Origin of the sequence: Brevibacillus sp. FSL L8-0520 (assembly GCF_037963895.1) — a bacterium.
Lineage (GTDB): Bacteria > Bacillota > Bacilli > Brevibacillales > Brevibacillaceae > Brevibacillus > Brevibacillus borstelensis.
In genome coordinates this window covers 5,099,837-5,123,394 of sequence record NZ_CP150171.1, presented here as the reverse complement: position 1 = coordinate 5,123,394, position 23,558 = coordinate 5,099,837, and the positions used below count along the sequence as shown (strand labels likewise).

Genomic DNA, 23,558 nt, shown 5'->3' with positions numbered 1-23,558 from the left:
ACGCTGTGGCCATTTTGGATATCAGTAGGAAAAGCCTCCTGCGAAAGGGGGGATGCCTCTGGGAGATAGCAGGAAACATCTGGAAAGTGTTGAGGCAGAAACAAAGACAAAAGCATTGGATCTGGAGGAGAAGAAGATGAAAAACTGGAAAAAACTCATGATGGCAAGTACTGTAGCCGCTGCTTTGCTTGCGACAGGCACAGTCGGCAATGCTTCGGCGATGAGCTCTGTCGCGGCGGCCAATCAAAATGCTGTATACGCGAAAAATACCGATCTGAAACAGGAAAATAAAAAGTTTGAGTCCCGCCTCGATGCGATCATTAAGCGGGGGTACATCCTCATCGGCACACCGGGTGACTACAAACCTTTCACATATTTGAATCCGAAGACTGGCGAGTTTGAAGGTTACGATATCGACGCCATGAAAGAGTTTGCGAAAAGTCTGGGCGTAGAAGCCCGCTTCGTCCAAACCTCCTGGCCGACATTGATGGATGACCTTTTGGCTGACAAATTCGATATCGCTGTTGGCGGCGTTACCCGCAATACCGAAAGACAGAAAAAGGCCCACATGAGCGAAGGCTACATCCAATTCGGAAAGGCTCCGCTGATCCGCAAAGAGGATAAAGACAAGTACAAAACCGTTGAAGACATCAACAAGCCGACTGTCCGCATTGGCGTGAATCCAGGCGGAACCAACGAAAAATTTGTTCGCGAGCACCTGACAAACGCGAAGGTGACAGTAGTGGAAAACAACCTCGACATTCCGGGCCTCGTAGCCAACGGCACTTATGATGTGATGATTACGGACACGCTGGAAGCCATGGTTTACCAAAAGGCAGACCCGCGCTTGTATGCGGCTTTGACTGACAATCCTTTCACCAAAAGCGAAAAAGCGTACATGATCCACCGCGGAGATTTTATCTTTGCCAGCTATCTGGATGTATGGATGGATGAAATGAAGCTGCAAGGCAAATTTGATGAGCTGTACAAAAAGTGGCTCCAATAGCCAAATATTGCTATAGTGGAAATATCGCTGCGTGTAGGCACGCAGCGATGTTTGCTAATTGACGAAAATGATGGTATGATATTATCTATGTTAAAAAGACATGAATACCCGGGAACGATTTTGCGGCCTCTCATGAGGTTTCAAGCGGAAACGGTTTTGAGGTTTTCTTGCTTTTTATCAATTGTTTACATGAGGAGGCCACAATCGTGATCGGAAAAGTAAAATGGTTTAATGCAGAAAAGGGCTTTGGTTTCATTGAGCGTGAAGATGGTGACGACGTATTCGTTCACTTCTCCGCGATCCAAGGAAATGGTTTCAAAAGCCTGGAAGAAGGACAAAACGTTGAATTTGACATCGTGGAAGGCAATCGCGGTCCACAAGCTGCAAACGTAAACAAACTGTAAATCCTTCTGATATAGACGCGAAAAGAGGGCTTATTCCATCAACAGGAATACAGCCCTCTTTTTCGGTCATTTTAATTGGTAGGACATTTAGATTTAAGCAAAGGAGATTGACGCGCATTGGCAACATTTTATGATTTTGGGCTCCATCATCTGGTAGCCCGCGCCCTGAGTGACATGGGGTTTGAAGAGGCGACACCGATTCAGGCGGAGACGATCCCCACCGTCCTGCAGGGACAGGATTTAATCGGGCAGGCACAAACCGGTACAGGGAAAACCGCTGCTTTCGGCATCCCGCTCGTGGAAAGAGTGGATAGCGAAAAGGAACAGATCCAGGCGGTAGTCCTCACTCCCACCCGGGAACTGGCTGTTCAGGTAGCTGAAGAACTGAACAAGATTGCCCAGCACAAAAAAGTGACTGCTCTGCCGATCTACGGCGGACAGGATATCCAGCGCCAGATCAGGGCATTGAAAAAGCGCCCTGAAATTATCGTTGCTACTCCGGGCCGGTTCATGGACCATATGAACCGCAAGACGATTCGTCTGCACGGTGTGGAAATGGTCGTACTGGATGAAGCGGATGAAATGCTCAACATGGGCTTTGTCGACGACATCAAGGCTATCTTGCAAGAGATGCCGGAAGAGCGGCAAACCCTGCTGTTCTCGGCGACGATGCCGCGCCCGATCCAGGAAATTGCCCGCAATTTCATGAAAAACCCTGTTACCATTTCGATCAAGGCGAAGGAATTGACCGTTCCCAATATCCAGCAGCAGTATATGGAAGTGCCGGAGAAGCAGAAATTTGATGTTCTGTGCCGTCTCCTGGACATCCATTCGCCTGAGCTGGCGATTATCTTCGGACGGACCAAACGCCGCGTAGACGAGCTGGCAGAGGCTCTGAACAAGCGCGGATACGGTGCGGAAGGCATCCACGGCGACTTGAATCAGGCAAAACGCGACAGCGTGCTTCGCAAGTTCAAGGAAGGCACGATCGAAGTGCTGGTCGCTACCGATGTGGCCGCTCGCGGATTGGATATCAGCGGGGTTACCCACGTGTACAACTTTGACATTCCGCAGGATTCAGAGAGCTATGTCCACCGCATCGGCAGAACCGGGCGTGCGGGTAAAACAGGCTTGGCGATTACGCTGGTCACTCCGAGAGAAACAGACCACCTGCGTTATATCGAGAAGGCTACCAACCGCAAGATGGAAAGAAAGCCTGTTCCGACGCTTGCCGAAGCGATCGAGGGACAACAGCGTCTGACAGTGGACAAACTGATGGAGACGACAGGCAGCGGCGAGCTGAGCATGTACAAGTCGCTGGCTGAGCAGCTTTTGGATGAGGTCGATTCCGTAACGTTGGTAGCCGCTGCATTGAAGCTGCTTACCAAGGAACCCGACACCACTCCTGTCCGTTTGACAGAGGAAGCCCCTCTGCGCGTAGGCAAGAGAAAAATGATGGATCAGTCCAGAGGCAGAGGCCCTCGTACCGGAGCCAAGCGGAGCGGCGGAGGCGGAGGCGGCTTCTCGCGAGCGGGGCATGGAAAAGGAAGACCGGCCCAACACAACAGGAACAGAAGAGACTGGGATCGGGATCGCGACCGTGACCGCAATAGAGACTAGAGCAGCGCCAGAGCAACCTCTGCGCCGGATCTAGGCCACAAAAAGAGCCGCCAAGCGCTGATGCCGGGCGGCTTTGATTATTTGATCCGGAATGTGCAGGAGCTCTACACCCAGCCTCTTGCTCTCATCGCCTCTGCGATGCGTTTGAGAGAGATCATGTAAGCGGCTGTGCGGAAATCCGTTTTGTACTCCTGCGCGATTGAACGAACGGCCCAGTACGACTGGGTCATGACGTCGCGCAGCTTCTGGTTTACTTCGGCTTCGCTCCAGTAGTAATTCATCAGGTTTTGCACCCACTCAAAGTACGAGACGGTCACGCCGCCTGCATTGGCGAGAATGTCGGGGATGACCAAGACGCCGTTTTGGTGCAGCACTTTGTCTGCTTCGGGCGTAGTCGGGCCGTTGGCCGCTTCGGCGATGATGCGCGCTTTGACTTTATGGGCATTTTTCAATGTGATCACGTTTTCCAGCGCAGCGGGGACCAAAATGTCTACATCCAGCTCCAACAGCTCCTCTGGCTGCTGGAGGTGGAAACGGGCGTCGTAATCCAAAATGGTGGACGAATCCTTCAATTTCTCCACCTGGGCCAGATCCAGCCCGGCCGGGTCGTAGAGAGCGCCTTTGGAGTCGCTGACAGCTACGATCTTGCAGCCGAGCCCGGACAGCAGGTCAGCCGCGATGCGCCCTGCATTGCCAAAGCCCTGGATGGCGACGGTCGCTCCCTGCAGCGATTTGCCCATATCCTTCATCGCTTCTTCGATGGTGTATACACAGCCGCGTGCGGTGGCCTCACTGCGTCCTTTCGATCCGCCGATGATCAGGGGCTTGCCGGTAATGACGCCGGGGCTGTAAGAACCTTTGATCCGGCTGTACGTATCCATCATCCACCCCATAATTTGCGGGTTCGTATAAACGTCCGGGGCCGGGATGTCTTTTTCCGGACCGACGATGTCCGCGATCGCTTCCATAAAGCCGCGGCTGATCCGTTCGATTTCCGCTTTGCTGAACTCGTGGGGATCGCAAATAACACCGCCTTTGCCGCCGCCGTAGGGCAGGCTGACGACGCCGCATTTGAACGTCATCCACATCGACAGCGCCTTTACCTCATCCAGGGTCACATCCGGGTGAAAGCGGATGCCCCCTTTTGTCGGTCCGATCGCATCATTGTGTTGGGAGCGAAAGCCTTCGAATACGCGGATACTGCCGTCGTCGAGCTTGACCGGGAAAGAAACGTACAATACCCGTTTCGGTTTTTTCAGTATTTCTACCACGCCGCGCTCCAATCCGAGCAGGGATGCTGCAGTTTCAATTTGGGTCTGCACAATTTCATACGGATTGAGGACTTCACCCGCCGATTGTTGAACCTCCTGGAAAATCGCCATAGTTCTCTCCCTCTTTTTTCTTTATTTTTAAATAATTTTAAATAGAGCAGTAATAGTAATCAGAACAATTCAAAAAAAGATGAACGGAATACAAAAGTATTTTATCTGTAAGGATTAATCGAAACAATATAGAATATAGATGAGATTAATGCCGAAATGAGATGAATAAAAATAGAGAGGGGGAGAACGGTGGAACTGAGGCAGATTCAGTATTTTATCGAGGTAGCCAAACGGGAGCATGTGACGGAAGCTTCCCATGCCCTCCATATCGCGCAATCGGCGGTCAGCAGGCAGATCGTCAATCTGGAGGCAGAATTGGGCGTCAATCTGTTTATCCGCGATGGACGCAACGTACGGCTGACCCCGATCGGAAAAGTGTTTCTGGAGCATATGGAGCAGGCGATGAAGGTGATTGACAAAGCCAAACGGGAGATCGAGGAATTTTTGGACCCGGAGCGCGGGACGATCCGCATCGGATTTCCCAGCAGCTTGGCGGCCTACACATTGCCCACCGTCATTTCCGCTTTTCGCGAACAGCATCCGCATGTGCAGTTTCACCTGCGCCAGGGATCGTACCGGCAATTGATCGATGCGGTGATCAAGGGAGAAATCGATCTGGCTCTCCTTGGACCGGTTCCCAAGGATGAAAAGCAGGTGATTGGCCATACGCTGTTTTTGGAGAAGATCGTGGCGCTGCTTCCTTCCCACCATCGATTGGCAGGGGAGGCTAGGCTGCAGCTCAGTCAGCTTCGCGAGGAAGGGTTCGTCTTGTTCCCGGAGGGGTTCATTTTGCGAGAGCTGGTCGTACAGGCGTGCGGTCAGCTCGGCTTTCGGCCGACCATCTCGTTTGAAGGGGAGGACATTGACGCGATCAAAGGGCTGGTGGCGGCCGGACTGGGGGTCACGCTGCTGCCTGAAATCACGCTGACAGACAATCGGCCCCGCAGCACCGTCATGATCCCGGTGACGGAGCCGACCGTTACCCGCACCGTGGGCGTCATTATCCCGGCTGACCGGGAGCTGCCGCCCACGGAGAAATTGTTCTGTGACTTTCTCAAGCAGTTCTTCAGCGTTTTAGAGGGATTTGATAGTTAGCCGCCGTTTTCTTGCGACGGAAAAAATACGCCGTCAGCAAATACGTCCATATCCAGCAGATCGCAATCAGCGCGAGCTTGTCCAAAAGCGGCGCCGTCTTGCTCAAAATAACGACGGTCATTCCGGCGGTCATCAGCCCGAGCATGGCCAGGCAAAGCCGGAAAGCTGCCCGCTGCCGCTCTTCCGATGCGATCGGCAAAAGCCGGATGGACGGAGGATGCACGATGGTGCGGATATGCTGTGTTACCTGTTTTACGGCAGCAGCGAGGCCAAGCAGGCAAAGCGCGTACAGCAAAAGAGGCGCTTTTGCCCATGCGATCAGGGCGAGCGTCAAGAATGCCAAACGCAGATAAATCGCAAATGTCTCTCCGGTCCGAATGACGTGGCGGACGAGCACATAGAGATACGCATCGCCCTTGTCTCCGGTCAACCGATCAAAAAGGCGGATGGCCCACGTTCTGGGGCGCACCTTTTTCCGTTTATGGGGGACATCGATAAACATATTCAGGATGGTGTAGTACAGGTCGATACGCTTGTTTTCCTTTTCGATCAGGAAAAGCCACGGCAGGTGGTATCGAGCGGCCTTGCTCATCGCCATGGCGGTCAGGATCACCATGAGCACAAGCGCAGCGGCCGCGTACACCCTATTGCTTGTCCAGAAGCCGTACAGAAACAGGGCGGCAATCCCCCATCTGGCGATAAGGAGCAAAAAAGAATCGCGCTCCAGTCGCACGTGCCGCCAGTACAGGTCGCTGCACCACATTTTCAGCAGGATGAGGCTGCCGGCGAGCAGCGCCCATGAGCCCGGAGACAAGGCTGTCCTTTTATACACCGGATAGACGATCGCGGCCAAAAGCAGCATGCCGGCAGCTTGCACCAGCAGACTGTAGACAAACGCAGACCGCAAATAGTGTTTCATCGGGTAAGGAGAAGGCGCCAGCATGGCCAGATCGGCTTTTCGCAAAAAAGTGCGAACGGAGGCCGGAGCCACAAACACAGCGGTCAACAGGCAGGCGGCCAACTGGGTCCAGAAGGTGCCGGTCAGGGACTCGGCAACCCTCATGTACAGGAAAGCGGCCAGAAAATAAAGCACCACCAGGCCGAGCGAGTTGCTTCCGGCTACTGCTCTCTTGGCGTACCTCTGCCCTGTTTGCCAGGCGGCCTGCAGCCTTGTCGCGTAGAGTGGATCAAACGCCATGGCACATCACCCCCGCACCGCAGCCAAAAACAACTGTTCAAGCGTAGCATCCGGCAGCCCCGCCTGCTGGCGCATCTGCTCAAGCGTGCCGTGAAGCGACATATTCCCGCCGTGGACGATGACGAAGCGGTCCACATACGTCTCCGCAAGGCTCAGCACATGTGTCGACAGCAAGATCGCCGTCCCTTCCTGCTTGATTTCTGTAAGCTGGTTCAGCAGTGTCTCGGTTGCAAGCGGGTCCAGGCCGACGAACGGCTCATCCACGACAAGGACATCCGGCTTTACGAGAAAGGCGCAGAGGATCATCACCTTTTGCCGCATGCCTTTGGAAAAGGAGCCGGGAAAATGATGCGCCCTTTTGTCCAGTCTGAATAGCTCCAGCAGCCGTTTGGCCCGTTCCTGAAACTGCTGTTCCTCTAGCCCGTACGCTTTAGCCATGAACTGCAGATGCTCCCACAGAGTCAGCTCTTCGTACAATTCCGGCATTTCCGGTACATAGGCGAGCAGCGGCTGATCTGTGGAGAAGGCGATCGTCCCGGAAGACGGCTGCAAAAACCCGAGGACGTGCTTCAAAATGGTGCTTTTCCCTGCTCCGTTCAAGCCGATCAGTCCGACGATTTCACCGGATTGGACGGAAAAGGAAATATCGTGAATGGCGGGCTTTCCCGTCGAGTAGCCCCCTGTGACTCTCTCCAATGTAAGCATTTGGTTTCACCTCAAAGGCCGTGCTTTTTTCCAATATACGGATAAGGCCCTCTTTATCATATCACGAATGCGGGGGACAAGCAGAATGCCAAAAGAAGGAGGGGATTGCATATGGAAGCCTCTGAATCCGAACAGATTTCGGACAAGGAAGACAGAATCGTAAAGATAGGACTGGTCGGAGCCGGAAATATCGGCCAGACGCATTTGAACGCCTACCGGCAAGTCAGGAGCGCCCGGGTGGTGGCAATCGCGGGGCGCAATCGGGAAAGAGGGGAGCAGATGGCTGAAGAATACGCCTGCCGTTATTATCCTGCTCTGGAGGCTATGCTGGAGCAGGAGGAGATCGACATCATCGACATTTGCCTGCCTACGGATTTGCATGAACAGCATGTCGTACAGGCTGCCCGGGCCGGCAAGCATATCTTGTGTGAAAAGCCGATCACTCTCACGCCCGCTGCGGCTGAACGGATGCTGGAGGAGGTCCGGCAGGCAAATGTACTCTTTATGGTCGCGCAGGTATTGCGCTTTTGGCCGGAGTACGTCGCGATCAAGCAGTGGATCGATGCGGGGCGGCTCGGTCGGCCAGAGATGATCTATGCCCAGCGGCTTTCGCAGCCGCCTGACTGGAGTTCGTGGTTTCAGGACCCGGCGAAGAGCGGCGGGGCTTTATTTGACCTGCATCTGCACGATATCGACTTTTTGATCCACCTGCTGGGGCCGGTCGCTTCGGTATACGCTGTCGGCAAGCAAAGCGAAAATGGAGCCTGGAATCACGTGGTGACCAATCTCGTGTTTGCAAGCGGAAGCAAGGCAGTCGTCGAAGGCTCGCACCTGATGGGGAAGGACTTCCCGTTTTCCGTCGCGATGAGGGTGAATGGACCAGTGGGAACGCTCGACTTTTCCTATACGTCTGACAGAGCTTCCGGGAAAAAACAGAGCCATTTTTTCTGGTATGGCGAGGGGAGCAGACAGCCTGTTGCAATCGAGCCGGGTGACCCCTTTGTCAATCAGCTGCAGTACTTCGTGGACTGTGTCAAAACCGGGGAAAGACCCCAGGTTGTCACTCCCGAGGAGAGTGTTCAGGTTCTCCGGGTCATGACGGCGATCCAGCGGTCGCTGGAGACGGGGGAAGTGCAGCGGATAGACTGGATGCGGTGATTTGGGACGATAAGCAAGAAAAGGGATTTGGAGGAATAAAGGCGCGGGCCGGAGACAAACTATGTGCGTAACAAGCCGTGGAAAGGGGGTAGGAAACATGAAGAAGACGACGACCAGAAGGATGTTGGGCGTGTTGGGGTTGTGCTGCATGATTGCTTTGGCAGGCCAACCAGCTTTCGCGGCGAATGACTCCGGTCGTGTGGACCAGCCTGCCAACCTGGCTCCGGCGCGGCAGCTTATCACCGTAGAGCAGGCCAAGACAATCGCATTGCAGCAGGTAAAGGGACGAGTCGTCCATGTAGAGCTGGAAACGGAAGATGGCGTGCCCGTCTATGAGGTCATCGTGATCAACGAGCAAAATCAGCCGTATGAAGTGGAAATCGATGCGGTGACAGGGAAAGTGCGCAAGGTCGAAAGAGAAGACGTGTGATCGAAAAAGACGGCTTAGGCGAGGGGTTCGCAGCAAGCCGTCTTTTCCGTTTTTGCTCTAAAGCTGCGCCAGGACGTGCCCGCTGATTGCCATCAAGTCACCATGCTCCTTTAGGCGACATCCACATCTACACGAGTACAAACGTCAACACGGAAAGCAAAACGGACGTAATCGCCATGGCGATGAGCGGGCGGGATGCTTTGGTCCGCAGATCGCGCAGGTTGACATTGAGGCCGAGGCCGACCATGGCCATCGTCAAAACAAAAGTAGTGAGGCTGGCGATTCCGCTGCTGAAACCGTAGGAAACGGGAATCTGCTTGCCCAGTACATAGCTGCCAAAGACACTCATGGCGATAAAGCCAATCAGGAACCAGGGAAACTCGATCTTGGCGTTTCCATCTGCTTTGCCTGTCCGCTTCATCCAGTACATGAGGATGAAACAGAGCGGAACGAGCAGGAGAACGCGGCCCAACTTCGCCAAAAGCCCGATCGCCAGACCGTCCTGTCCGGCTGGAGCCGCTGCGAGTGCGACGTGTGCGATTTCATGCAGGCTGACCCCTGACCAGGTGCCGTATTCGATTGGCGACAAAGGCAGAATCGGCCTCAGGATGGTGTAGGTGATAGCGAAAATGGTACCGACGAGTGCGATAATTCCTACACCAATCGCCGTATCCTCGTCCTTAGCCTTGATGATGGGGGACACCGCTGCAATGGCTGCCGCTCCGCATACACCGGTACCCACTCCAAGCATGAGCGACAACGAGGTGTCCGCTTTCAGCCATTTGGCGATCAGCAGGGTCAGGAAGATGGAAAAGACGATAACGCCCGCATCGTATACGAGCAACCCCAAGCCATCCGACATGACGACATCGATATTCAGCTTCAGTCCGTACAAAATGATGGCGAGACGCAGCAGCCGTTTGGCGGAAAATTGGATACCGGGCCGGATCGCTTCGGGGTATCCCCAGATTTGGCGGTAAGCTACCGCGATCAGGATGGCGCATGCCAGTTGGCCCACGCGGTCAAAGCCGGGAACCTGTGCAAGGCCGTATCCGAGCAGGGCCACGATAAAGGTAAAACCCACTCCCGCCAGCCACAGCCAGGCTGCCGGCGCTTTTTTTGCCGCGCCGGGCCTGCCTTTTGCCAAAGCGGCTTCGTCATCCGTGGGCATGCTGTTTTTCAATTGAGTAGACATTGCATCATCTCCGTTACTTTTTTGCAGAAGGAAAAGACAATGGCCCTCGTGCCGCACTCTCCAAAAGAGAGGCTTCCTCCGAACTGTTTTACAACCAACTCCAGCATACGGCAAACCGGTGAATAAGAAAAATAAATCATTATGATAATGATGATAAGCAAAATAGTATAATGGGGCCAAGACACACGAAAACGGGTGGGGGGCAGAATGGATCAGCAGTTGCTTGTTTTTGTAACAGTGGCGGAAAAAGAAAGCTTTTCCCGCGCGGCCGAGCAGCTTCACATGACACAGCCGGCAGTCAGCCAGCATATTCAAGCGCTGGAACGCGAATTCGGCACTCGCTTGCTGGAGCGAAGCAACAAATATGTACGCCTGAACAAAGCGGGAGAGATCGTGTATCACCATGCCAAGGAGATTCTCGGACTTCACACGCGCATGCGCGATCTGGTGGACGATCTGATGAATACGCCAAGCGGCAATTTGATCATCGGTGCGAGCTATACGTTTGGCGAGTATGTGCTTCCCCACGTGGTTGCCCGCCTGCGCGACCGGTACCCCAAAATCAAGCCGACGATCACGATCCACAATACAAAAGAGATTGTCGAGCTCATCGCCGGACGACAGCTCGATGCAGGCATCGTGGAAGGAGAGTGCCGGCATGAAAAGCTGAGCATTGAGCCGTTTGCCGACGACGAAATGCAGATCATCGTCTCGTCCAGCCACAGGCTGGCCAAAAAAGTAAAGGTGACGGTAGAGGAGCTGGAGGAAGAAACGTGGATCGTGCGGGAAGAGGGCTCAGGGACGAGGGAAGCCGCCGAAAAAATGTTTGCCAGACTCGGTCTGTCTCCGGCAAACCTGATGGAATTTGGCAGCACGCAGATCATCAAGGAATCGGTAGAGGCGGGAACGGGCGTCAGCTTGCTTTCCTCCTGGGCGATTCGCAAAGAGCTTACCTTGGGGTCGCTGAGCACCGTAAAGCTATCTGAAACGCCGATCATGCGGAAATTTTCCCTGGTGACGCAAGCGAATCCGTTTCGGACGAAAGCACTCGATATTTTTCTCGATTTGCTGCGGAAAAATGATGTGCTCCCCGATTCTCTGGAGCGGAAGTGATCAGTGTTCCTTCTCCTGCGGTTTGAGTAAGGCGTTATTTTGGGGCAAAAAAAGACCGCTGCTCTCTGAAAAGGCAAACGGTCTGTAAAGCCGTTACGTACGGAAATCACAGGAAAAACGGAAGAAAACGCTTGCATTTTCGGGTGGGCTATAATAAAGTGAAAACACGGGGAGTAAACAGAATTTCCCCACTTCTTTCTTTTTTATGACAAGTGAACAATCAAAGGCAAAGGTGCCAAGAACACGAGGGTTACACCCATGTGTTTCGGCACCTTTTTTGCGTTTTTTGGCAAAGGGTTGGTGCCTTTACCGGAAAGGAGCGTGACTGGCATTGGAAAAACCGATCAGAGCAACGCCACTGGCCGTACGGATGATCCCCAATGTGGATCCCCGGCTGGCCGAGAAGCTGAATGTGGCTCCCCACATCCGAAGCTTGGGGCTGCTTACCTCAACGATCGATGATGTAGGCTACACAGCCATTGATGAAGCGACAAAGAAAGCGGCAGTGGAAGTGGTCTATGCCCGTTCGTTTTACGCGGGTTCGGCCCACGCCTCGGGTCCGTTGTCGGGTGAGTTTATCGGAGTGATCGGAGGCGCTACTCCCTCCGAAGTGGAAAGCGGCCTCGATGCGGCGATTGCTTTCATGGCGAACGGGGCTTGCTTTTATTCGCTCAATGAGGAAGGAACGCACGCATACTACGCTCACGTCGTATCGCGGACAGGAAGCTATCTGTCCCAGGTGGCGGGTATTCCCGAGGGCGAACCGCTGGCCTATCTGATCGCCCCTCCCCTCGAAGCCATGTACGGCATCGACGCCGCACTCAAGGCGGCGGATGTGGAGCTCAAGCAATTCTTTGGCCCGCCTACAGAAACCAACTTCGGGGGAGCGCTCCTGACCGGCAGCCAGTCGGCGTGCAGCGCTGCGGCAGAGGCATTTGCCGAAGCGGTGCGAAGTGTCGCTGCAACGCCAGTAAAACGATAAGCGGGAGGAAACGTAAATGCGTGCTCATGCATATGCGCTCGGCATGATCGAGACGCTGGGCTTTCCGGCACTAGTCGCTGCCGCAGATGCCGCGGCCAAAGCGGCAGATGTCCAGGTAGTAACTTATGAAGGAGCAGATGCCGGAATCGTCACCGTCTACGTCATCGGCGATGTCTCGTCGGTGCAGGCCGCAGTCGACGCGGGTTCGGACGCAGCAAAGCGGGTTGGACGCCTGCTGCATTCCCACGTCATACCGCGCCCGGACGAGTCTGTGCCCCAGATGATCAAAAAGATGTTTAGTCAAAAGGAATCCGCTCCGCAGGCTGCTGCCCAGGAGCAATCGGCTGCAGAAAAGGCGGCGGTCGACAATACCGAAGCTGCAGAGCTTGACGCCATGTCGATCAACGATCTGAGAAAGCTGGCCCGCTCGTATGCGGAATTCCCGCTTTCCCAGCAAGAGATCAACACGGCGAAAAAAGAAGACCTGATTCGCCATCTGGAAGCCAAGCGGAAAGATGGAGGTGAAGACAAATGATGCTGGATGCTGATTTGTACTCGGTGCAGGAAGTAAGGACTTTCCTCGCCAAAGCCAAAGAAGCGCAGGCCAAGCTGGAGAGCTTCAGCCAGGAACAGGTGGATGCCATCGTTGCGGCGATGTCCAAGGCGGGCGAGGAAGCTGCTGAGCGATTGGCTGCGATGGCTGTGGAGGAGACCGGCTTTGGGAATGTGCCGGACAAACGGATGAAAAACCTGTTTGCCGCACAGCGCGTCTACGAAGCGATCAAGGACCGCAAAACGGTAGGGATCATTCGCAAGGACGAGGAGAACAAGGTCTGGGAGGTAGCGCAGCCCGTAGGGATTGTAGCGGGAATCGTTCCTTCCACAAACCCGACCTCGACGGTGATCTTCAAGTCGATGATCGCGCTCAAAGCGCGCAATGCGATCATCTTCAGCCCGCATCCGTCTGCGGCAAAATGCACGCTGGAAGCGGCAAGGCTGATGGCCGAGGCAGCTGTACGCGCAGGGGCCCCAGAAGGGCTGATCCACTGCATTACCAAACCGACTCTGCAGGCGACGAATGAATTGATCAAGCACAAGCTGACTGACGTCATTCTGGCTACAGGCGGAACGGCGATGGTAAAAGCGGCTTACAGCTCGGGCAAGCCCGCCTTTGGCGTCGGACCGGGAAACGTGCCGGTCTACATTCACCACACGGCAGACGTGGCTGCAGCAGCGAAGCATATCGTACAAAGCAAAACGTTTGACTACGGCACGATCTGCGCCTCCGAGCAGGCACTGGTCGTAGACGAGTCGATCAAGCGGCAGGTCATTGCCGCACTGCAGCGGGAAGGCGCCTATTTCCTCAATGAACAGGAAAAAGAAAGAGTGGCCGCTGTCATTATGATCAACGGCTCGCTCAACGCCAAGGTCGTGGGCCGCTCCCCGCAAGCCATCGCAGAGCTGGCGGGAATCTCCATTCCGACGGGCACCCGCGTGCTGATCGGAGAAGAAACACAGGTGGGCAAGGCGTTCCCGCTGTCGGTGGAAAAGCTCTCTCCGATCCTCGGATTTTATACGGTCCAGGACTGGAAAGAAGGGGCGAAGCGCTGCCGGGAGCTGCTGGATTTGGGCGGACTCGGCCATACGCTGGGGATTCACGCCCAAGATGAAGCCGTCATCACGGCATTTGGCCTCGCCCAGCCGGCATCGCGGATCGCGGTCAATACCGGCACCACCTTTGGCGGCATCGGCGCGACGACCGGAATCCAGCCGTCGCTGACGCTCGGATGCGGTTCGTTTGGGAACAACATCACGTCCGACAACATCGGGCCGCAGCATTTGCTCAACGTCAAGCGCGTCGCCTTTGGCATCCGCGAGATGCCCCCGTCCCAGCCAGTAGCGGCAACTGCCGCGACGGAAGCAGCGGCTCTTGAGGCGGTATCGTCTCTCAACGTCGGCCTCAGCCGGGATGAGATCAAAGACATCATCAAGTCGGTGCTGGCGGAAATGACCGCAAAGGCATAAGCGAAGTTAACAAAATCAATATCCATATAAATCCAAAGACAATATCCAAGGAGGAATAGAAAATGGCAGGAGAAATGGCAGCATTGGGCATGGTGGAAACAAAAGGTCTGGTAGGTGCAGTGGAAGCTGCAGACGCAATGGTAAAAGCAGCGAACGTGAAGCTCATCGGCAAGGTGCATGTCGGCGGCGGTCTGGTAACCGTTATGGTCCGCGGCGATGTAGGCGCAGTAAAGGCATCCACTGACGCAGGCGCAGCAGCAGCAGAAAAAGTAGGCGAACTCGTATCCGTTCACGTCATCCCGCGTCCGCACGGCGACATTGAACTGATTCTGCCGAAGCTCGAAGGGTAATGCCGTATGGCGGTCATTACAGAAACATCCTTGCGAGCTATGCATAAAAGCGGTATTCCCAACCCCTTTCTCCTGGAGAAAGGGGACAAATTAACCCCGGCAGCGGCCGATTTTTTAAAGGGAAGAGGGATTGAAGTGAAATCGTCTGAAGAACATCTGCAGCCTGCCGTCCAAAGTCAGCCGGAACGATATATCCCGGTCGGTGTATCCAACCGGCACGTGCATTTGTCGCCGGAAGATGTGGAGGCACTCTTTGGTCCCGGTTATCAGCTGACCCCTCTTCGCGAACTGTCGCAGCCTGGCCAGTTTGCCTGCCAGGAAACGGTCACGATCGTCGGCCCCAAAGGCTCCATTCACGGCGTCCGCATCCTGGGACCGGCCCGTGGCGCGACCCAGGTGGAAATCTCCCGCACGGATGGCTTTCAATTGGGCGTTCACGCACCTGTAAGGATGTCAGGCGACATCGAAGGGACACCCGGCCTGGTGCTGGTGACGGCCAAGGGCTCGCGGATTCTGGAAAAAGGCGTGATCGTAGCCAAGCGGCATGTGCACATGTCCGAAGCCGAGGCGCAGGAGTATCAGGTACAGGATGGCGACACGCTGATTCTGGAGACGACCGGCGAGCGTCCCATCATCTATCCGGATGTGGTGGTTCGCGTGAATCCGCGCTTTGCGCTTGATTTTCACGTCGATCTGGACGAAGGCAACGCAGCCAACCTGAAAACGGGCGACCGGGTCAAGGTCATCGGCAAGAACGGCCAGCTCTACACCCGTCAAGGGAGGTAATACACCATGGATATCAGGGAAATGGTGGCATCCATCACCAAGGAAATCCTGCAATCGATGAACCAAGAGAAGAAGCCGCCAGCTCCGCGCGTCCTGTACGTCTTTTGCGACAGCCAGGCGCACGAAGCGTTTGCGGATCATTTTATTCAGTTGAAAAATCACGGCATTTGCCACGATATTCTCTTCCTGGACGGCGAGACGTCAAGCTGGCTGGGCATGCACAAGATCGAGTGCGGCGGAGCCGGAAAGATTTTGACGGCGGATGAATACGCGCCGATCCCGCTTGAAGTCCCCAAGGAATACGCGGGGATTGTCATTCCGGAAATTGATTTGGACAACGCCGCCCGCGTGGCGAACGGTCTGAAGGGAACGATCAAGGCCGAGCTGGTTTTCTCGGCGCTGGTGACGGGCAAGTTCGTGCTGGTCGGCTCCGATGTTCCCGGTATCAAGCGGGCGGACCGCCGTACGCTGGCTACGCTCACATTGCCGCCTGCGTACGAAAAGCTGTTTCACCGCCACGTGCAGGAGATGAAGGAGCTCGGTGTGGAGTTTGCCGAACAAAAGCGGCTGGCCGACAGAGTCATCGCCAAGCTGAACGCAGGAAAGAAAAAAGAGGAAGCGGCCCCGGGGCAGCCAGTACTGACAGCGTTGGACGAGACCGAAGCGGTATTTTCGGGACGCTTGCTGACGGCTGACTGGATTCGCTCGCAGCCGCAGCTCCGCAATACCACGCTGTACGTCAAGCAGGGATCGATTGTTTCTCCCCTGGCTTACGACAGTCTGAGAGAACGCGGGGTAACAGTCTCCTATCTGGGAAAAGGGTGATCGCATGTTTTTGGGAAAAGTGATCGGCAGCGTATGGGCCACCCAAAAAGAAAGCGGGATGGAAAATCTGAAGCTGATGGTCGTTCAGCCTGTTGATTGGAACGGGCGGGAAAACGGCCAAACCGTGATTGCCGCAGACCGGATCGGAGCAGGAATCGGCGAGCAGGTGATTGTCTCCAGAGGCACGCCTGCCCGCATCCTGTTTGGCTCCAACAGCGTACCGATCGATGCCGCAATCGTGGGCATCGTCGATTCGTTTGAGGTGCCGGGAGCGACCGAAGGGGAGGGATAGGGTATGGAACAGGAACGTTCGCGCGTCATACAGGAATTTGTGCCGGGGAAACAGGTAACGCTGGCCCACGTGATCGCCAATCCAGACAAAATGCTGTACACCAAGCTCGGTATCAACGAAGCGGGTGCCATCGGCATTTTGACCCTCACTCCGACGGAGACCGCGATCATCGCGGCCGACATCGCCACCAAGGCAGCCAATGTGGAGCTCGGCTTTCTCGACCGCTTTACCGGCTCGCTGATCGTCGTCGGCGACGTCTCTGCGGTGGAAATGGCGGTAGACGCCGTCAATCGCGTACTGAGCGAAAAACTGCGCTTTACCCCTGCGCTGGTGACGAAGTCATGAAAAAGCGGGTCATGATCATCGGTGCGATCGAGGCGGGCAAGTCTTCTCTGGTCAAAGCGCTGTTCAACGACGAGCAGCCTGCCAGGAAAACGCAAGCATTGGAGTTTCGCGACTGGCTGATCGACACGCCTGGTGAGTACAGCGAAAATCCGATGTACTACCGGACGCTGATGGCGACGTCTCTGGAAGCGGGAGCAATCCTGATGGTACAGGACGCGACGCGTGAGCGAAACTACTTTCCGCCGGGTTTTTCATCCGGTTTTCCTCAGCCGTGCATCGGCGTCATCACGAAAATCGACCATCCCGCTGCCAACGTGGCCCGGGCGGAAGCGTTTCTCCGTCAATCCATCGGAAATGCCGTCATTTTTCCCACTTCCGCCTATACGAAGGAAGGCATTCCCGAGCTGATGGAGCATTTGAAAAGCTTGGAAACTCGCTAGTTTTCCTTTTCGTCCGAGTTGTTATGTGAGAAAATTTAATTGATTTCATCGAATTATGGGTATTATCGGACGGTAAAGAGGGATCAGATGCAAACCTTACGAGAGCTTTGCCAATCACAAACAACGCTGCGCGAAGAGGATATTCGGGTTTTGGAGGATTTGGCTGACAAGCTGCAAATTTTCTCGGACTTGTACCAAGCGGACATGTTTATCGACTGTTTGACGGCAGATCGAAGTTCCGCGCTGGTAGTGGCCGAAGCATCTCCCCGTACGGCCAAATCGCTGTACAAAGGATCGGTCGTCGGACAATTGGCCACCGCAATCAATGAGCCGGCTGTGATGTACTGCCTGACTACTGGCAAACCGGTCATCGGCTCGCGAGGAGTTTCCCAGGAGCAGGTCGTGATGAGACAGAGCGTCACCCCGATCTGCAATGCCCAGGGAGAGACGATCGGGACGCTCATTACCGAACAGGATATCTCTGAGCAAGTGGAGCAGGAGCGGAGCGTCGAGCTTTTGAGAGAGACTACGGAGCATCTCAGCGAAACGCTGATGCAGTTTGCTGAACCGGAGATGCCGATCTCCTCGCTTTTGCACGAGGGGATGATCCTGTTTGATTACCAGGGAAATATTTCCTACGCCAACCGGCGGGCGCATGAGCTGCTGGCTTCCATCGGGTATCCCCAGCCGGAAAAAGGGGAGAGCGTCGAGCGCATCTTTTCCTGGCTGCTTTCTCCGGAAAGCTTCGTCAGGAGCGGCGGCTTTATCCAGAAAGAGCTGTCGCGAGGAAAAACCTTTCTGTTGCTGAAAGCGGTTTCGGTTGCCCGCAAGCCAGACGACAGGGGAGGGATTGTACTCCTGCGAGACATATCCGACATCCGCGAAAAAGAAAAGCAGTTGATGATCAAATCGGCTGTGATCAAAGAAATTCACCATCGGGTGAAAAACAACCTGCAGACGATATCCAGTCTGCTGCGGCTGCAAATGCGCCGCTCGCAATCGCAAGAAATTGAAAAAGTATACCGGGAGAGCATCAACCGGATCAACAGCATTGCCATCATTCATGAATATCTGGCCCAGGATGGGCTGGAGCAAATCGATTTCAAAGACATTTTGACCAAAATATCGAAAATAATCGTCTCTTCCATGAGGCGTTCAGAGCAGAGTATACAAGTAACGATTACGGGTGAATCCGTATGTTTGCCGTCCAGCAAGGCGACCTCCTTCGCCCTGATCGTGACGGAGCTGATACAGAACTGCATGATCCACGGCTTTCGGGATCGGCAGGAAGGAACCATCACTGTCTCGCTTGTTCCCAAGGACGATTTTGTCAGCCTGTCCGTAACCGATGACGGTGTCGGCATGGGCGATACAGAACAACTGTTGAAAAAAGGGCATCTGGGGTTGAAGATCGTGGACACTCTGGTCAAGGAAGACCTGGAGGGAACGATTCATTTCAGGAACACGGGCAATGGAACAGAGGTAACGATCCTCTATCCGCTGCATAAGGGAGATGAACAGGATGACACAGCCGAAAATTATGGTGGTTGATGACGAACCGATTATCCGCATGGACTTGCGCGAGATGCTGGAGGCGGAAGGGTACCTCGTGGTGGCCGAAGCGAAAAACGGCGAAGAGGCCGTAGCCCAGGCTCACCGCCACAAGCCGGATTTGATCATTATGGACGTGAAAATGCCGGTCATGAACGGCATCAAGGCTAGCAACATCATTCGTTCCTTTTCTGATTGTTCCATTCTTCTTCTTACTGCGTACAGCCAGAGGGAGCTGGTGCAGGATGCCCGCAAGGCTGGCGTAACCGCCTATTTGGTAAAGCCGGTGTCAGAGGATGACCTGATCCCTGCCGTCGAGATCGCTTTGAGCCAGAAAGAAAAGGTAGTCTCTCTGAAAAAGGACATCAAGGATATTCAGCAAAAGATGGAGGACCGCAAGAAGATCGAGAAGGCAAAAGGGTTGATCATGACCCAACACGCCTTGGAAGAGGATGTCGCCTACAAATGGATGCAGAAAGTCAGCATGCAACGGCGCATGCCCCTGGTGAAGCTGGCGGAAGAAATTCTCGCAGGAGAACAGGTGTATTCTGCTTCCGTGTAGAAGAAACAGGGATGGATGGAGACGGTACGATCTCCGAACTTCTGCACCAGAAATATCCGCAAATGAATAGAAAAGCAATGGCGCTTTGACAATCGGCCGGTTCCATATTCGATCCGGCGGTTTTCAGGCGCCTTTTTGTTTTTGTTTGGAATGCCACTGCTTCAAGGAGGTTCATGATGGATGAACAATGGATCCAAAGCGTGGGTATAGATGTGGGGACGAGCACGACGAAGATGATCGTCAGCCGGCTGCGGCTCGGGAGGATGTCGAGTACATTCTCCCTTCCGCGTTATCAAATCGTGGAACGCCAGTTGCTGTATGCGAGCAAGGTTCACACGACTCCCCTGCACGGCTTTGACGAGATCGACGCGGACGCGATTGGAGCGATTTTGCAAAAGGAATACGAGCAGGCACAAATCAGCCTCGGCGACATCAAGTCGGGTGCCGTCATCATCACCGGAGAAACGGCCAGCAAGAAAAACGCGCAGCATATCTTGCACTTGCTCGCGGAAAGATCGGGTGATTTCGTGGTGGCGACGGCAGGGGCCGATCTGGAAGGCGTGCTCGCGGGGAAAGGCTCGGGCGCGGAAAGGCGTTCGGTCGCCATCCAGGGAACGATTGTCAACGTCGACATCGGGGGAGGCACGGCGAATGCCGCTTGCTTTCACCGGGGGAAGGCGATCGCGACGGTGACGTTTCACGTAGGCGGACGCTTGCTGCGTCTCGGCCCAAAAGGAGAGGTGCAATACGTCTCTCCAAACATCCAGGCGTGGCTGAATGCCAAGGGCCTGTCAATTACCGTCGGAGAAGTGCTGACGTACGAGCGGATCAAGGACTTTTCCATACAGATGGCCAGAGGCATGCTCGACTATTTGAGCGGGCGGGAACGACAAGTTTCCGGTCTGCTTGTGCTGGGCCAGCCTTTGAAGGAAAACGTGTCAGTCGACGAGCTCTCGATCTCTGGCGGAGTCGGACAGCTGATGTCGGCCCCCACACCGGAGACGATTTCCGATGTCAGCCGATACGGCGATTTCGGCCCGATGCTTGCCTGGGCCTTGCGGCAGGAGAGGGAAGCGGGGACGTATCCGATGCAGTGGATCGACCCGGAACAAACAGTTCGGGCTACGGTCATCGGGGCAGGCATGCAAAGCACGGAGATCAGCGGTTCGACGGTGCATATCAAGGCGGAGCTGCTGCCGATCCGGAATGTGCCGATCGTCAAGCTGGAATTGACCGAGGGGCATCTGGGCGACCCGCAGCAGCTTCGCCGGGAAGTTTCGGATGTGTACGACCTGGCTCTGCGCCTGTTTGAAAAGACGACGGGAAGCCCGTTTGCTCTTGCCATTTCCGGCATCACGTATTGCTCGTACTCCCTGCTGCAGACGATCGCAGAAGAGCTTTCGCAGCAATACAGGCAGAAATTCGCGGAGAGCCGGACCATGATCGTGGTGTGCGAGACGGATATGGCCAAGGCCTTGGGCCAGGCGCTGGCGCTCAGGTGCAAGGGCCAGCCGGAAATCATCTGCATCGATCAGGTGCGGGTCGAGTACGGGGATTACATCGACTTGGGAGAGCCGATCTCGGGAAGCATCATCCCGGTCATCGTCAAAACGCTGGCATTTGATGAAGCGCCGCAAAAAGGGGTGTAACAATGAATACGAAGACGACTGTTCTGGGGCAAACCTACCAGTTTCGCAATTTAAAAGAGATTTTCGCAAAAGCAAACGAGGAAAAATCGGGCGACCAGCTGGCGGGAATCGCCGCCCAGGACTCCCGGGAGCGGGTGGCGGCCAAGCAGGTGCTGGCTGATCTCACGTTGGCCGATATACGCAACAATCCGATGCTGCCGCCCGAGGAAGACGAAGTATCCCGGGTGATTGAGGAAGGCATCAATGAAAAAATTTATAGTGAAATTAAAAACTGGAGCGTTGCCGAACTGCGCGAATATATCCTGAGCCATCAGACGGGGGACAGCGAAATCAAGCGGATCAGCCGCGGACTGACGAGCGAAATGATCGCCGCGACCGCCAAGCTGATGTCCAATCTGGACCTGATCACGGCTGCGGCCAAGATCAAAAATATCACGCACTGCAATATCGCCATTGGTCAACCAGGCGTACTTGCTGCCCGGGTCCAGCCGAACCATCCCTCCGACAACGTGCAGGGAATCAAGGCCGCTTTGTATGAGGGTCTCAGCTACGGGATCGGCGATGCAGTGATCGGCATCAATCCGGTTATCGATACGTCCGACAGCGTGAAGGACATCCTGGAGATGACCAAGGATGTCATGACCAAATGGAGCATCCCGACACAAAACTGCGTATTGGCTCACGTCACGACGCAAATGCGGGCGATCCGCCAGGGGGCTCCGGCCGACCTGATGTTCCAGAGCCTGGCCGGATCGGAAAAGGGCAACCGGGCTTTCGGGATCGACGTCGCTTTGCTCGATGAAGCAGATGATCTGATGCGAAAAGAAGGCACGTCTACAGGTCCAAACTTCTGGTATTTCGAGACCGGGCAGGGCTCGGAGCTCTCCTCGGAGGCGCATTTTGACATCGACCAGGTGACGATGGAGGCCCGCTGCTACGGTTTGGCCCGGAAGTACAATCCGTTTATCGTAAATACGGTCGTTGGCTTCATCGGACCGGAATACCTCTACGACAGCAAGCAGGTGATCCGCGCCGGTCTGGAAGACCACTACATGGGCAAACTGCACGGCTTGCCGATGGGCTGCGACGTCTGCTATACGAACCATATGAAGGTAGACCAGAACGACATGGACAATCTCGGCATTCTGCTCGCGGCAGCCGGCGTCAACTTCGTGATCGGCGTGGCCATGGCCGACGACGTCATGCTCAACTACCAGTCGACCAGCTTTCACGATATCGCGGCTTTCCGCGAGGTGCTCGGTCTGCGGCCAGCCCCGGAATTTGAAAAGTGGCTGGAAAAAATGGGCATCATGGAAAATGGCAAGCTGACCCCGATTGCGGGCGATCCGACGATTTTTATGTAAGGAATGGAGGTGAGGACGGATGGAACGACAGCTAGACTTTTTAGTCGACAAGGTTCTTGAGCAATTGGAAAAGAAGCTGGGCGAGATGGGATCGGGCAGCGCGAAGTCGCAAGCTTCGGGGGCAAGTCATGCAGGGATTGCGGCGGCAGGAGAGCAAACGGCGGCTCAGGAAGCAGGCAGCTTGCAAACGGCAGATCAGCCAGCAGCAACAGGGGGATCTGCGTCCGCTTCAGCAGCAATTTCCACAGGCTTTTCCCAAGCGAATTCCGGCGAAAGCGCTGCTCCCCAAGCGTCAGCAGAGCCAGAACGAGTCTCTCATGTGCCCAATCCGAAATACAGGGAAGGCATGCAGGAGCTTCTGGCCAGCACACCGGCCCGGATCGGGGTATGGAGAGCAGGCGTCAGGCCGTTGACCAAGACGATGCTCCAGCTGCGCCGCGACCATGCCGCTGCGGTGGATGCCGTATACGGAGAGGTAAGCGAGGAGACACTCAAGGAGTTTTCCTTGTTTACGGTGGAGACGAAATACGACAATACGGAAAACTACTTGAAGCGTCCCGACATGGGGCGGATCATCAATGACGAAGGCGTACGGCTGCTGGAGGAGCGCTGCCAGAAGAAGCCGCAGGTGCAAATCGTCGTCTCTGACGGCCTGAGCGCCAGCGCTGTCGACGCCAACCTGCGAGATGTGCTGCCGTCCCTCTACGATTCCCTGCAAAGCTACGGCCTTAGCTGGGGAACCCCTTTCTTTGTAAAGGGGGGACGTGTGGCCAGCATGGACCACATCGGGGAGATTTTGCAGCCAGAGGTATTGGTGATGCTGATCGGGGAACGTCCGGGACTGGTCACGGCCAACTCCATGAGCGCCTACATGTGCTATCGCCCGCGCAAAGGGATGGTCGAGTCCGAGCGCACCGTGATCTCCAACATTCATCGTCAGGGTACGTCTCCTGTAGAGGCGGGGGCTCATATCGGAACGATTTTGAGCAAGATGCTGGAGCAGAAGGCGAGCGGCGTGAAGCTGGTCTTGTAGTCGAAGGACGATGAACAGCGAGCAAAGAACAAAGAACAAAGAACAAAG

25 protein-coding genes are annotated in these 23,558 nt (G+C 55.1%); 21 read left to right on the top strand and 4 right to left on the bottom strand.

Annotated features, from left to right (window positions below; all coding sequences use genetic code 11):
- The first annotated feature begins 136 nt into the window (after positions 1–136).
- The 3 genes from NSQ24_RS24950 (at position 137) to NSQ24_RS24940 (ending at position 3,030) form a co-directional block, all read left to right on the top strand.
- Positions 137–1,006, top strand: coding sequence for a transporter substrate-binding domain-containing protein (locus NSQ24_RS24950; RefSeq protein WP_024984496.1), 870 nt, complete (start codon positions 137–139; stop codon positions 1,004–1,006).
- Positions 1,007–1,209: 203 nt separating this feature from the next.
- The gene (gene cspD / locus NSQ24_RS24945) at positions 1,210–1,410 is read left to right on the top strand and encodes a cold-shock protein CspD (RefSeq protein WP_171505950.1); all 201 of its coding nucleotides are present in this window, start codon (positions 1,210–1,212) and stop codon (positions 1,408–1,410) included.
- A gap of 174 nt (positions 1,411–1,584) precedes the next feature.
- Positions 1,585–3,030: a DEAD/DEAH box helicase gene (locus NSQ24_RS24940; protein ID WP_171505949.1), complete on the top strand. Its 1,446-nt coding sequence runs from the start codon at positions 1,585–1,587 to the stop codon at positions 3,028–3,030.
- A gap of 104 nt (positions 3,031–3,134) precedes the next feature.
- Here the strand turns inward: NSQ24_RS24940 and NSQ24_RS24935 are convergent, their stop codons facing one another.
- Complete coding sequence (locus NSQ24_RS24935) at positions 3,135–4,412, bottom strand: Glu/Leu/Phe/Val dehydrogenase (RefSeq protein ID WP_003388616.1); 1,278 nt, start codon at positions 4,410–4,412, stop codon at positions 3,135–3,137.
- 189 nt (positions 4,413–4,601) lie between these two features.
- Between NSQ24_RS24935 and NSQ24_RS24930 the strand changes: the two genes are divergently transcribed.
- On the top strand, positions 4,602–5,507 hold the full coding sequence (locus NSQ24_RS24930; protein WP_003388614.1) for a LysR family transcriptional regulator: 906 nt from the start codon (positions 4,602–4,604) through the stop codon (positions 5,505–5,507).
- Here NSQ24_RS24930 and NSQ24_RS24925 read toward each other — a convergent pair.
- Entirely contained in the window at positions 5,479–6,705 is a 1,227-nt protein-coding gene (locus NSQ24_RS24925) for an ABC transporter permease (RefSeq protein WP_339166842.1), read from the bottom strand. The two genes, NSQ24_RS24930 and NSQ24_RS24925, sit on opposite strands and share 29 nt — an antisense overlap.
- Before the next feature lie 6 nt (positions 6,706–6,711).
- Positions 6,712–7,410 carry an ABC transporter ATP-binding protein gene (locus tag NSQ24_RS24920; RefSeq protein WP_003388609.1) on the bottom strand — a complete coding sequence of 233 codons (699 nt, stop codon included), beginning with the start codon at positions 7,408–7,410 and terminating at the stop codon, positions 6,712–6,714.
- A gap of 111 nt (positions 7,411–7,521) precedes the next feature.
- Here NSQ24_RS24920 and NSQ24_RS24915 point away from each other — a divergent pair, with 111 nt between their 5' ends.
- Positions 7,522–8,568 (top strand): Gfo/Idh/MocA family oxidoreductase, encoded by a 1,047-nt coding sequence (locus NSQ24_RS24915; RefSeq protein ID WP_339166840.1) that lies wholly within the window; start codon positions 7,522–7,524, stop codon positions 8,566–8,568.
- A 97-nt stretch (positions 8,569–8,665) separates the two neighbouring features.
- Positions 8,666–8,998 (top strand): PepSY domain-containing protein, encoded by a 333-nt coding sequence (locus NSQ24_RS24910; RefSeq protein ID WP_122957991.1) that lies wholly within the window; start codon positions 8,666–8,668, stop codon positions 8,996–8,998.
- A gap of 127 nt (positions 8,999–9,125) precedes the next feature.
- On the opposite strand, the gene NSQ24_RS24905 is transcribed toward NSQ24_RS24910, so the two are convergent.
- On the bottom strand, positions 9,126–10,193 hold the full coding sequence (locus NSQ24_RS24905) for a putative sulfate exporter family transporter (RefSeq protein WP_122957990.1): 1,068 nt from the start codon (positions 10,191–10,193) through the stop codon (positions 9,126–9,128).
- Between the two features lie 207 nt (positions 10,194–10,400).
- On the opposite strand from NSQ24_RS24905, the gene NSQ24_RS24900 reads away from it, so the two are divergent.
- The 15 genes from NSQ24_RS24900 (at position 10,401) to eutC (ending at position 23,510) form a co-directional block, all read left to right on the top strand.
- Positions 10,401–11,306 carry a LysR family transcriptional regulator gene (locus tag NSQ24_RS24900; RefSeq protein WP_024984493.1) on the top strand — a complete coding sequence of 302 codons (906 nt, stop codon included), beginning with the start codon at positions 10,401–10,403 and terminating at the stop codon, positions 11,304–11,306.
- A gap of 331 nt (positions 11,307–11,637) precedes the next feature.
- Positions 11,638–12,288, top strand: a complete 651-nt coding sequence (gene eutL / locus NSQ24_RS24895) for an ethanolamine utilization microcompartment protein EutL (RefSeq protein ID WP_003388600.1) — start codon at positions 11,638–11,640, stop codon at positions 12,286–12,288.
- Between the two features lie 16 nt (positions 12,289–12,304).
- A complete protein-coding gene (locus NSQ24_RS24890) occupies positions 12,305–12,823 on the top strand; it encodes a BMC domain-containing protein (RefSeq protein ID WP_003388599.1) in 519 nt (172 codons plus the stop codon).
- Positions 12,820–14,313: an acetaldehyde dehydrogenase (acetylating) gene (locus NSQ24_RS24885; protein ID WP_024984492.1), complete on the top strand. Its 1,494-nt coding sequence runs from the start codon at positions 12,820–12,822 to the stop codon at positions 14,311–14,313. The genes NSQ24_RS24890 and NSQ24_RS24885 overlap by 4 nt, the downstream gene beginning before the upstream one ends.
- 62 nt (positions 14,314–14,375) lie before the next feature.
- Positions 14,376–14,663, top strand: a complete 288-nt coding sequence (gene eutM, locus NSQ24_RS24880) for an ethanolamine utilization microcompartment protein EutM (protein WP_003388597.1) — start codon at positions 14,376–14,378, stop codon at positions 14,661–14,663.
- Positions 14,664–14,669: 6 nt separating this feature from the next.
- Positions 14,670–15,449 carry a phosphate propanoyltransferase gene (gene pduL / locus NSQ24_RS24875; RefSeq protein ID WP_003388596.1) on the top strand — a complete coding sequence of 260 codons (780 nt, stop codon included), beginning with the start codon at positions 14,670–14,672 and terminating at the stop codon, positions 15,447–15,449.
- Between the two features lie 6 nt (positions 15,450–15,455).
- Complete coding sequence (locus NSQ24_RS24870) at positions 15,456–16,274, top strand: hypothetical protein (protein ID WP_031932529.1); 819 nt, start codon at positions 15,456–15,458, stop codon at positions 16,272–16,274.
- Between the two features lie 4 nt (positions 16,275–16,278).
- Positions 16,279–16,566, top strand: coding sequence for a EutN/CcmL family microcompartment protein (locus NSQ24_RS24865; RefSeq protein ID WP_003388594.1), 288 nt, complete (start codon positions 16,279–16,281; stop codon positions 16,564–16,566).
- A gap of 3 nt (positions 16,567–16,569) precedes the next feature.
- Complete coding sequence (locus tag NSQ24_RS24860) at positions 16,570–16,911, top strand: BMC domain-containing protein (protein ID WP_003388593.1); 342 nt, start codon at positions 16,570–16,572, stop codon at positions 16,909–16,911.
- The gene (locus NSQ24_RS24855; protein ID WP_003388592.1) at positions 16,908–17,351 is read left to right on the top strand and encodes a EutP/PduV family microcompartment system protein; all 444 of its coding nucleotides are present in this window, start codon (positions 16,908–16,910) and stop codon (positions 17,349–17,351) included. The genes NSQ24_RS24860 and NSQ24_RS24855 overlap by 4 nt, the downstream gene beginning before the upstream one ends.
- Before the next feature lie 87 nt (positions 17,352–17,438).
- Complete coding sequence (locus NSQ24_RS24850; protein WP_003388590.1) at positions 17,439–18,902, top strand: sensor histidine kinase; 1,464 nt, start codon at positions 17,439–17,441, stop codon at positions 18,900–18,902.
- Positions 18,874–19,464, top strand: a complete 591-nt coding sequence (locus NSQ24_RS24845) for a response regulator (protein ID WP_024984491.1) — start codon at positions 18,874–18,876, stop codon at positions 19,462–19,464. The genes NSQ24_RS24850 and NSQ24_RS24845 overlap by 29 nt, the downstream gene beginning before the upstream one ends.
- Before the next feature lie 176 nt (positions 19,465–19,640).
- Entirely contained in the window at positions 19,641–21,113 is a 1,473-nt protein-coding gene (locus tag NSQ24_RS24840; protein ID WP_339166835.1) for an ethanolamine ammonia-lyase reactivating factor EutA, read from the top strand.
- A gap of 2 nt (positions 21,114–21,115) precedes the next feature.
- Positions 21,116–22,477, top strand: coding sequence for an ethanolamine ammonia-lyase subunit EutB (locus NSQ24_RS24835; RefSeq protein WP_003388586.1), 1,362 nt, complete (start codon positions 21,116–21,118; stop codon positions 22,475–22,477).
- 19 nt (positions 22,478–22,496) lie between these two features.
- Positions 22,497–23,510, top strand: a complete 1,014-nt coding sequence (eutC, locus tag NSQ24_RS24830; protein WP_311067950.1) for an ethanolamine ammonia-lyase subunit EutC — start codon at positions 22,497–22,499, stop codon at positions 23,508–23,510.
- The last annotated feature ends 48 nt before the right edge of the window (positions 23,511–23,558 follow it).

What these genes read in the sequence shown, in the direction of transcription:
- NSQ24_RS24950 (WP_024984496.1), top strand. Translation starts at nt 137, where the DNA reads ATGAAAAACTGGAAAAAACTCATGATGGCAAGTACTGTAGCCGCTGCT.
- NSQ24_RS24940 (WP_171505949.1), top strand. Translation starts at nt 1,585, where the DNA reads ATGGGGTTTGAAGAGGCGACACCGATTCAGGCGGAGACGATCCCCACC.
- NSQ24_RS24935 (WP_003388616.1), bottom strand. Translation starts at nt 4,412, where the DNA reads ATGGCGATTTTCCAGGAGGTTCAACAATCGGCGGGTGAAGTCCTCAAT.
- NSQ24_RS24925 (WP_339166842.1), bottom strand. Translation starts at nt 6,705, where the DNA reads ATGGCGTTTGATCCACTCTACGCGACAAGGCTGCAGGCCGCCTGGCAA.
- NSQ24_RS24920 (WP_003388609.1), bottom strand. Translation starts at nt 7,410, where the DNA reads ATGCTTACATTGGAGAGAGTCACAGGGGGCTACTCGACGGGAAAGCCC.
- NSQ24_RS24915 (WP_339166840.1), top strand. Translation starts at nt 7,522, where the DNA reads ATGGAAGCCTCTGAATCCGAACAGATTTCGGACAAGGAAGACAGAATC.
- NSQ24_RS24910 (WP_122957991.1), top strand. Translation starts at nt 8,666, where the DNA reads ATGAAGAAGACGACGACCAGAAGGATGTTGGGCGTGTTGGGGTTGTGC.
- NSQ24_RS24905 (WP_122957990.1), bottom strand. Translation starts at nt 10,193, where the DNA reads ATGTCTACTCAATTGAAAAACAGCATGCCCACGGATGACGAAGCCGCT.
- NSQ24_RS24900 (WP_024984493.1), top strand. Translation starts at nt 10,401, where the DNA reads ATGGATCAGCAGTTGCTTGTTTTTGTAACAGTGGCGGAAAAAGAAAGC.
- NSQ24_RS24890 (WP_003388599.1), top strand. Translation starts at nt 12,305, where the DNA reads ATGCGTGCTCATGCATATGCGCTCGGCATGATCGAGACGCTGGGCTTT.
- NSQ24_RS24885 (WP_024984492.1), top strand. Translation starts at nt 12,820, where the DNA reads ATGATGCTGGATGCTGATTTGTACTCGGTGCAGGAAGTAAGGACTTTC.
- eutM (WP_003388597.1), top strand. Translation starts at nt 14,376, where the DNA reads ATGGCAGGAGAAATGGCAGCATTGGGCATGGTGGAAACAAAAGGTCTG.
- pduL (WP_003388596.1), top strand. Translation starts at nt 14,670, where the DNA reads ATGGCGGTCATTACAGAAACATCCTTGCGAGCTATGCATAAAAGCGGT.
- NSQ24_RS24870 (WP_031932529.1), top strand. Translation starts at nt 15,456, where the DNA reads ATGGATATCAGGGAAATGGTGGCATCCATCACCAAGGAAATCCTGCAA.
- NSQ24_RS24865 (WP_003388594.1), top strand. Translation starts at nt 16,279, where the DNA reads ATGTTTTTGGGAAAAGTGATCGGCAGCGTATGGGCCACCCAAAAAGAA.
- NSQ24_RS24860 (WP_003388593.1), top strand. Translation starts at nt 16,570, where the DNA reads ATGGAACAGGAACGTTCGCGCGTCATACAGGAATTTGTGCCGGGGAAA.
- NSQ24_RS24855 (WP_003388592.1), top strand. Translation starts at nt 16,908, where the DNA reads ATGAAAAAGCGGGTCATGATCATCGGTGCGATCGAGGCGGGCAAGTCT.
- NSQ24_RS24850 (WP_003388590.1), top strand. Translation starts at nt 17,439, where the DNA reads ATGCAAACCTTACGAGAGCTTTGCCAATCACAAACAACGCTGCGCGAA.
- NSQ24_RS24845 (WP_024984491.1), top strand. Translation starts at nt 18,874, where the DNA reads ATGACACAGCCGAAAATTATGGTGGTTGATGACGAACCGATTATCCGC.
- NSQ24_RS24840 (WP_339166835.1), top strand. Translation starts at nt 19,641, where the DNA reads ATGGATGAACAATGGATCCAAAGCGTGGGTATAGATGTGGGGACGAGC.
- NSQ24_RS24835 (WP_003388586.1), top strand. Translation starts at nt 21,116, where the DNA reads ATGAATACGAAGACGACTGTTCTGGGGCAAACCTACCAGTTTCGCAAT.
- eutC (WP_311067950.1), top strand. Translation starts at nt 22,497, where the DNA reads ATGGAACGACAGCTAGACTTTTTAGTCGACAAGGTTCTTGAGCAATTG.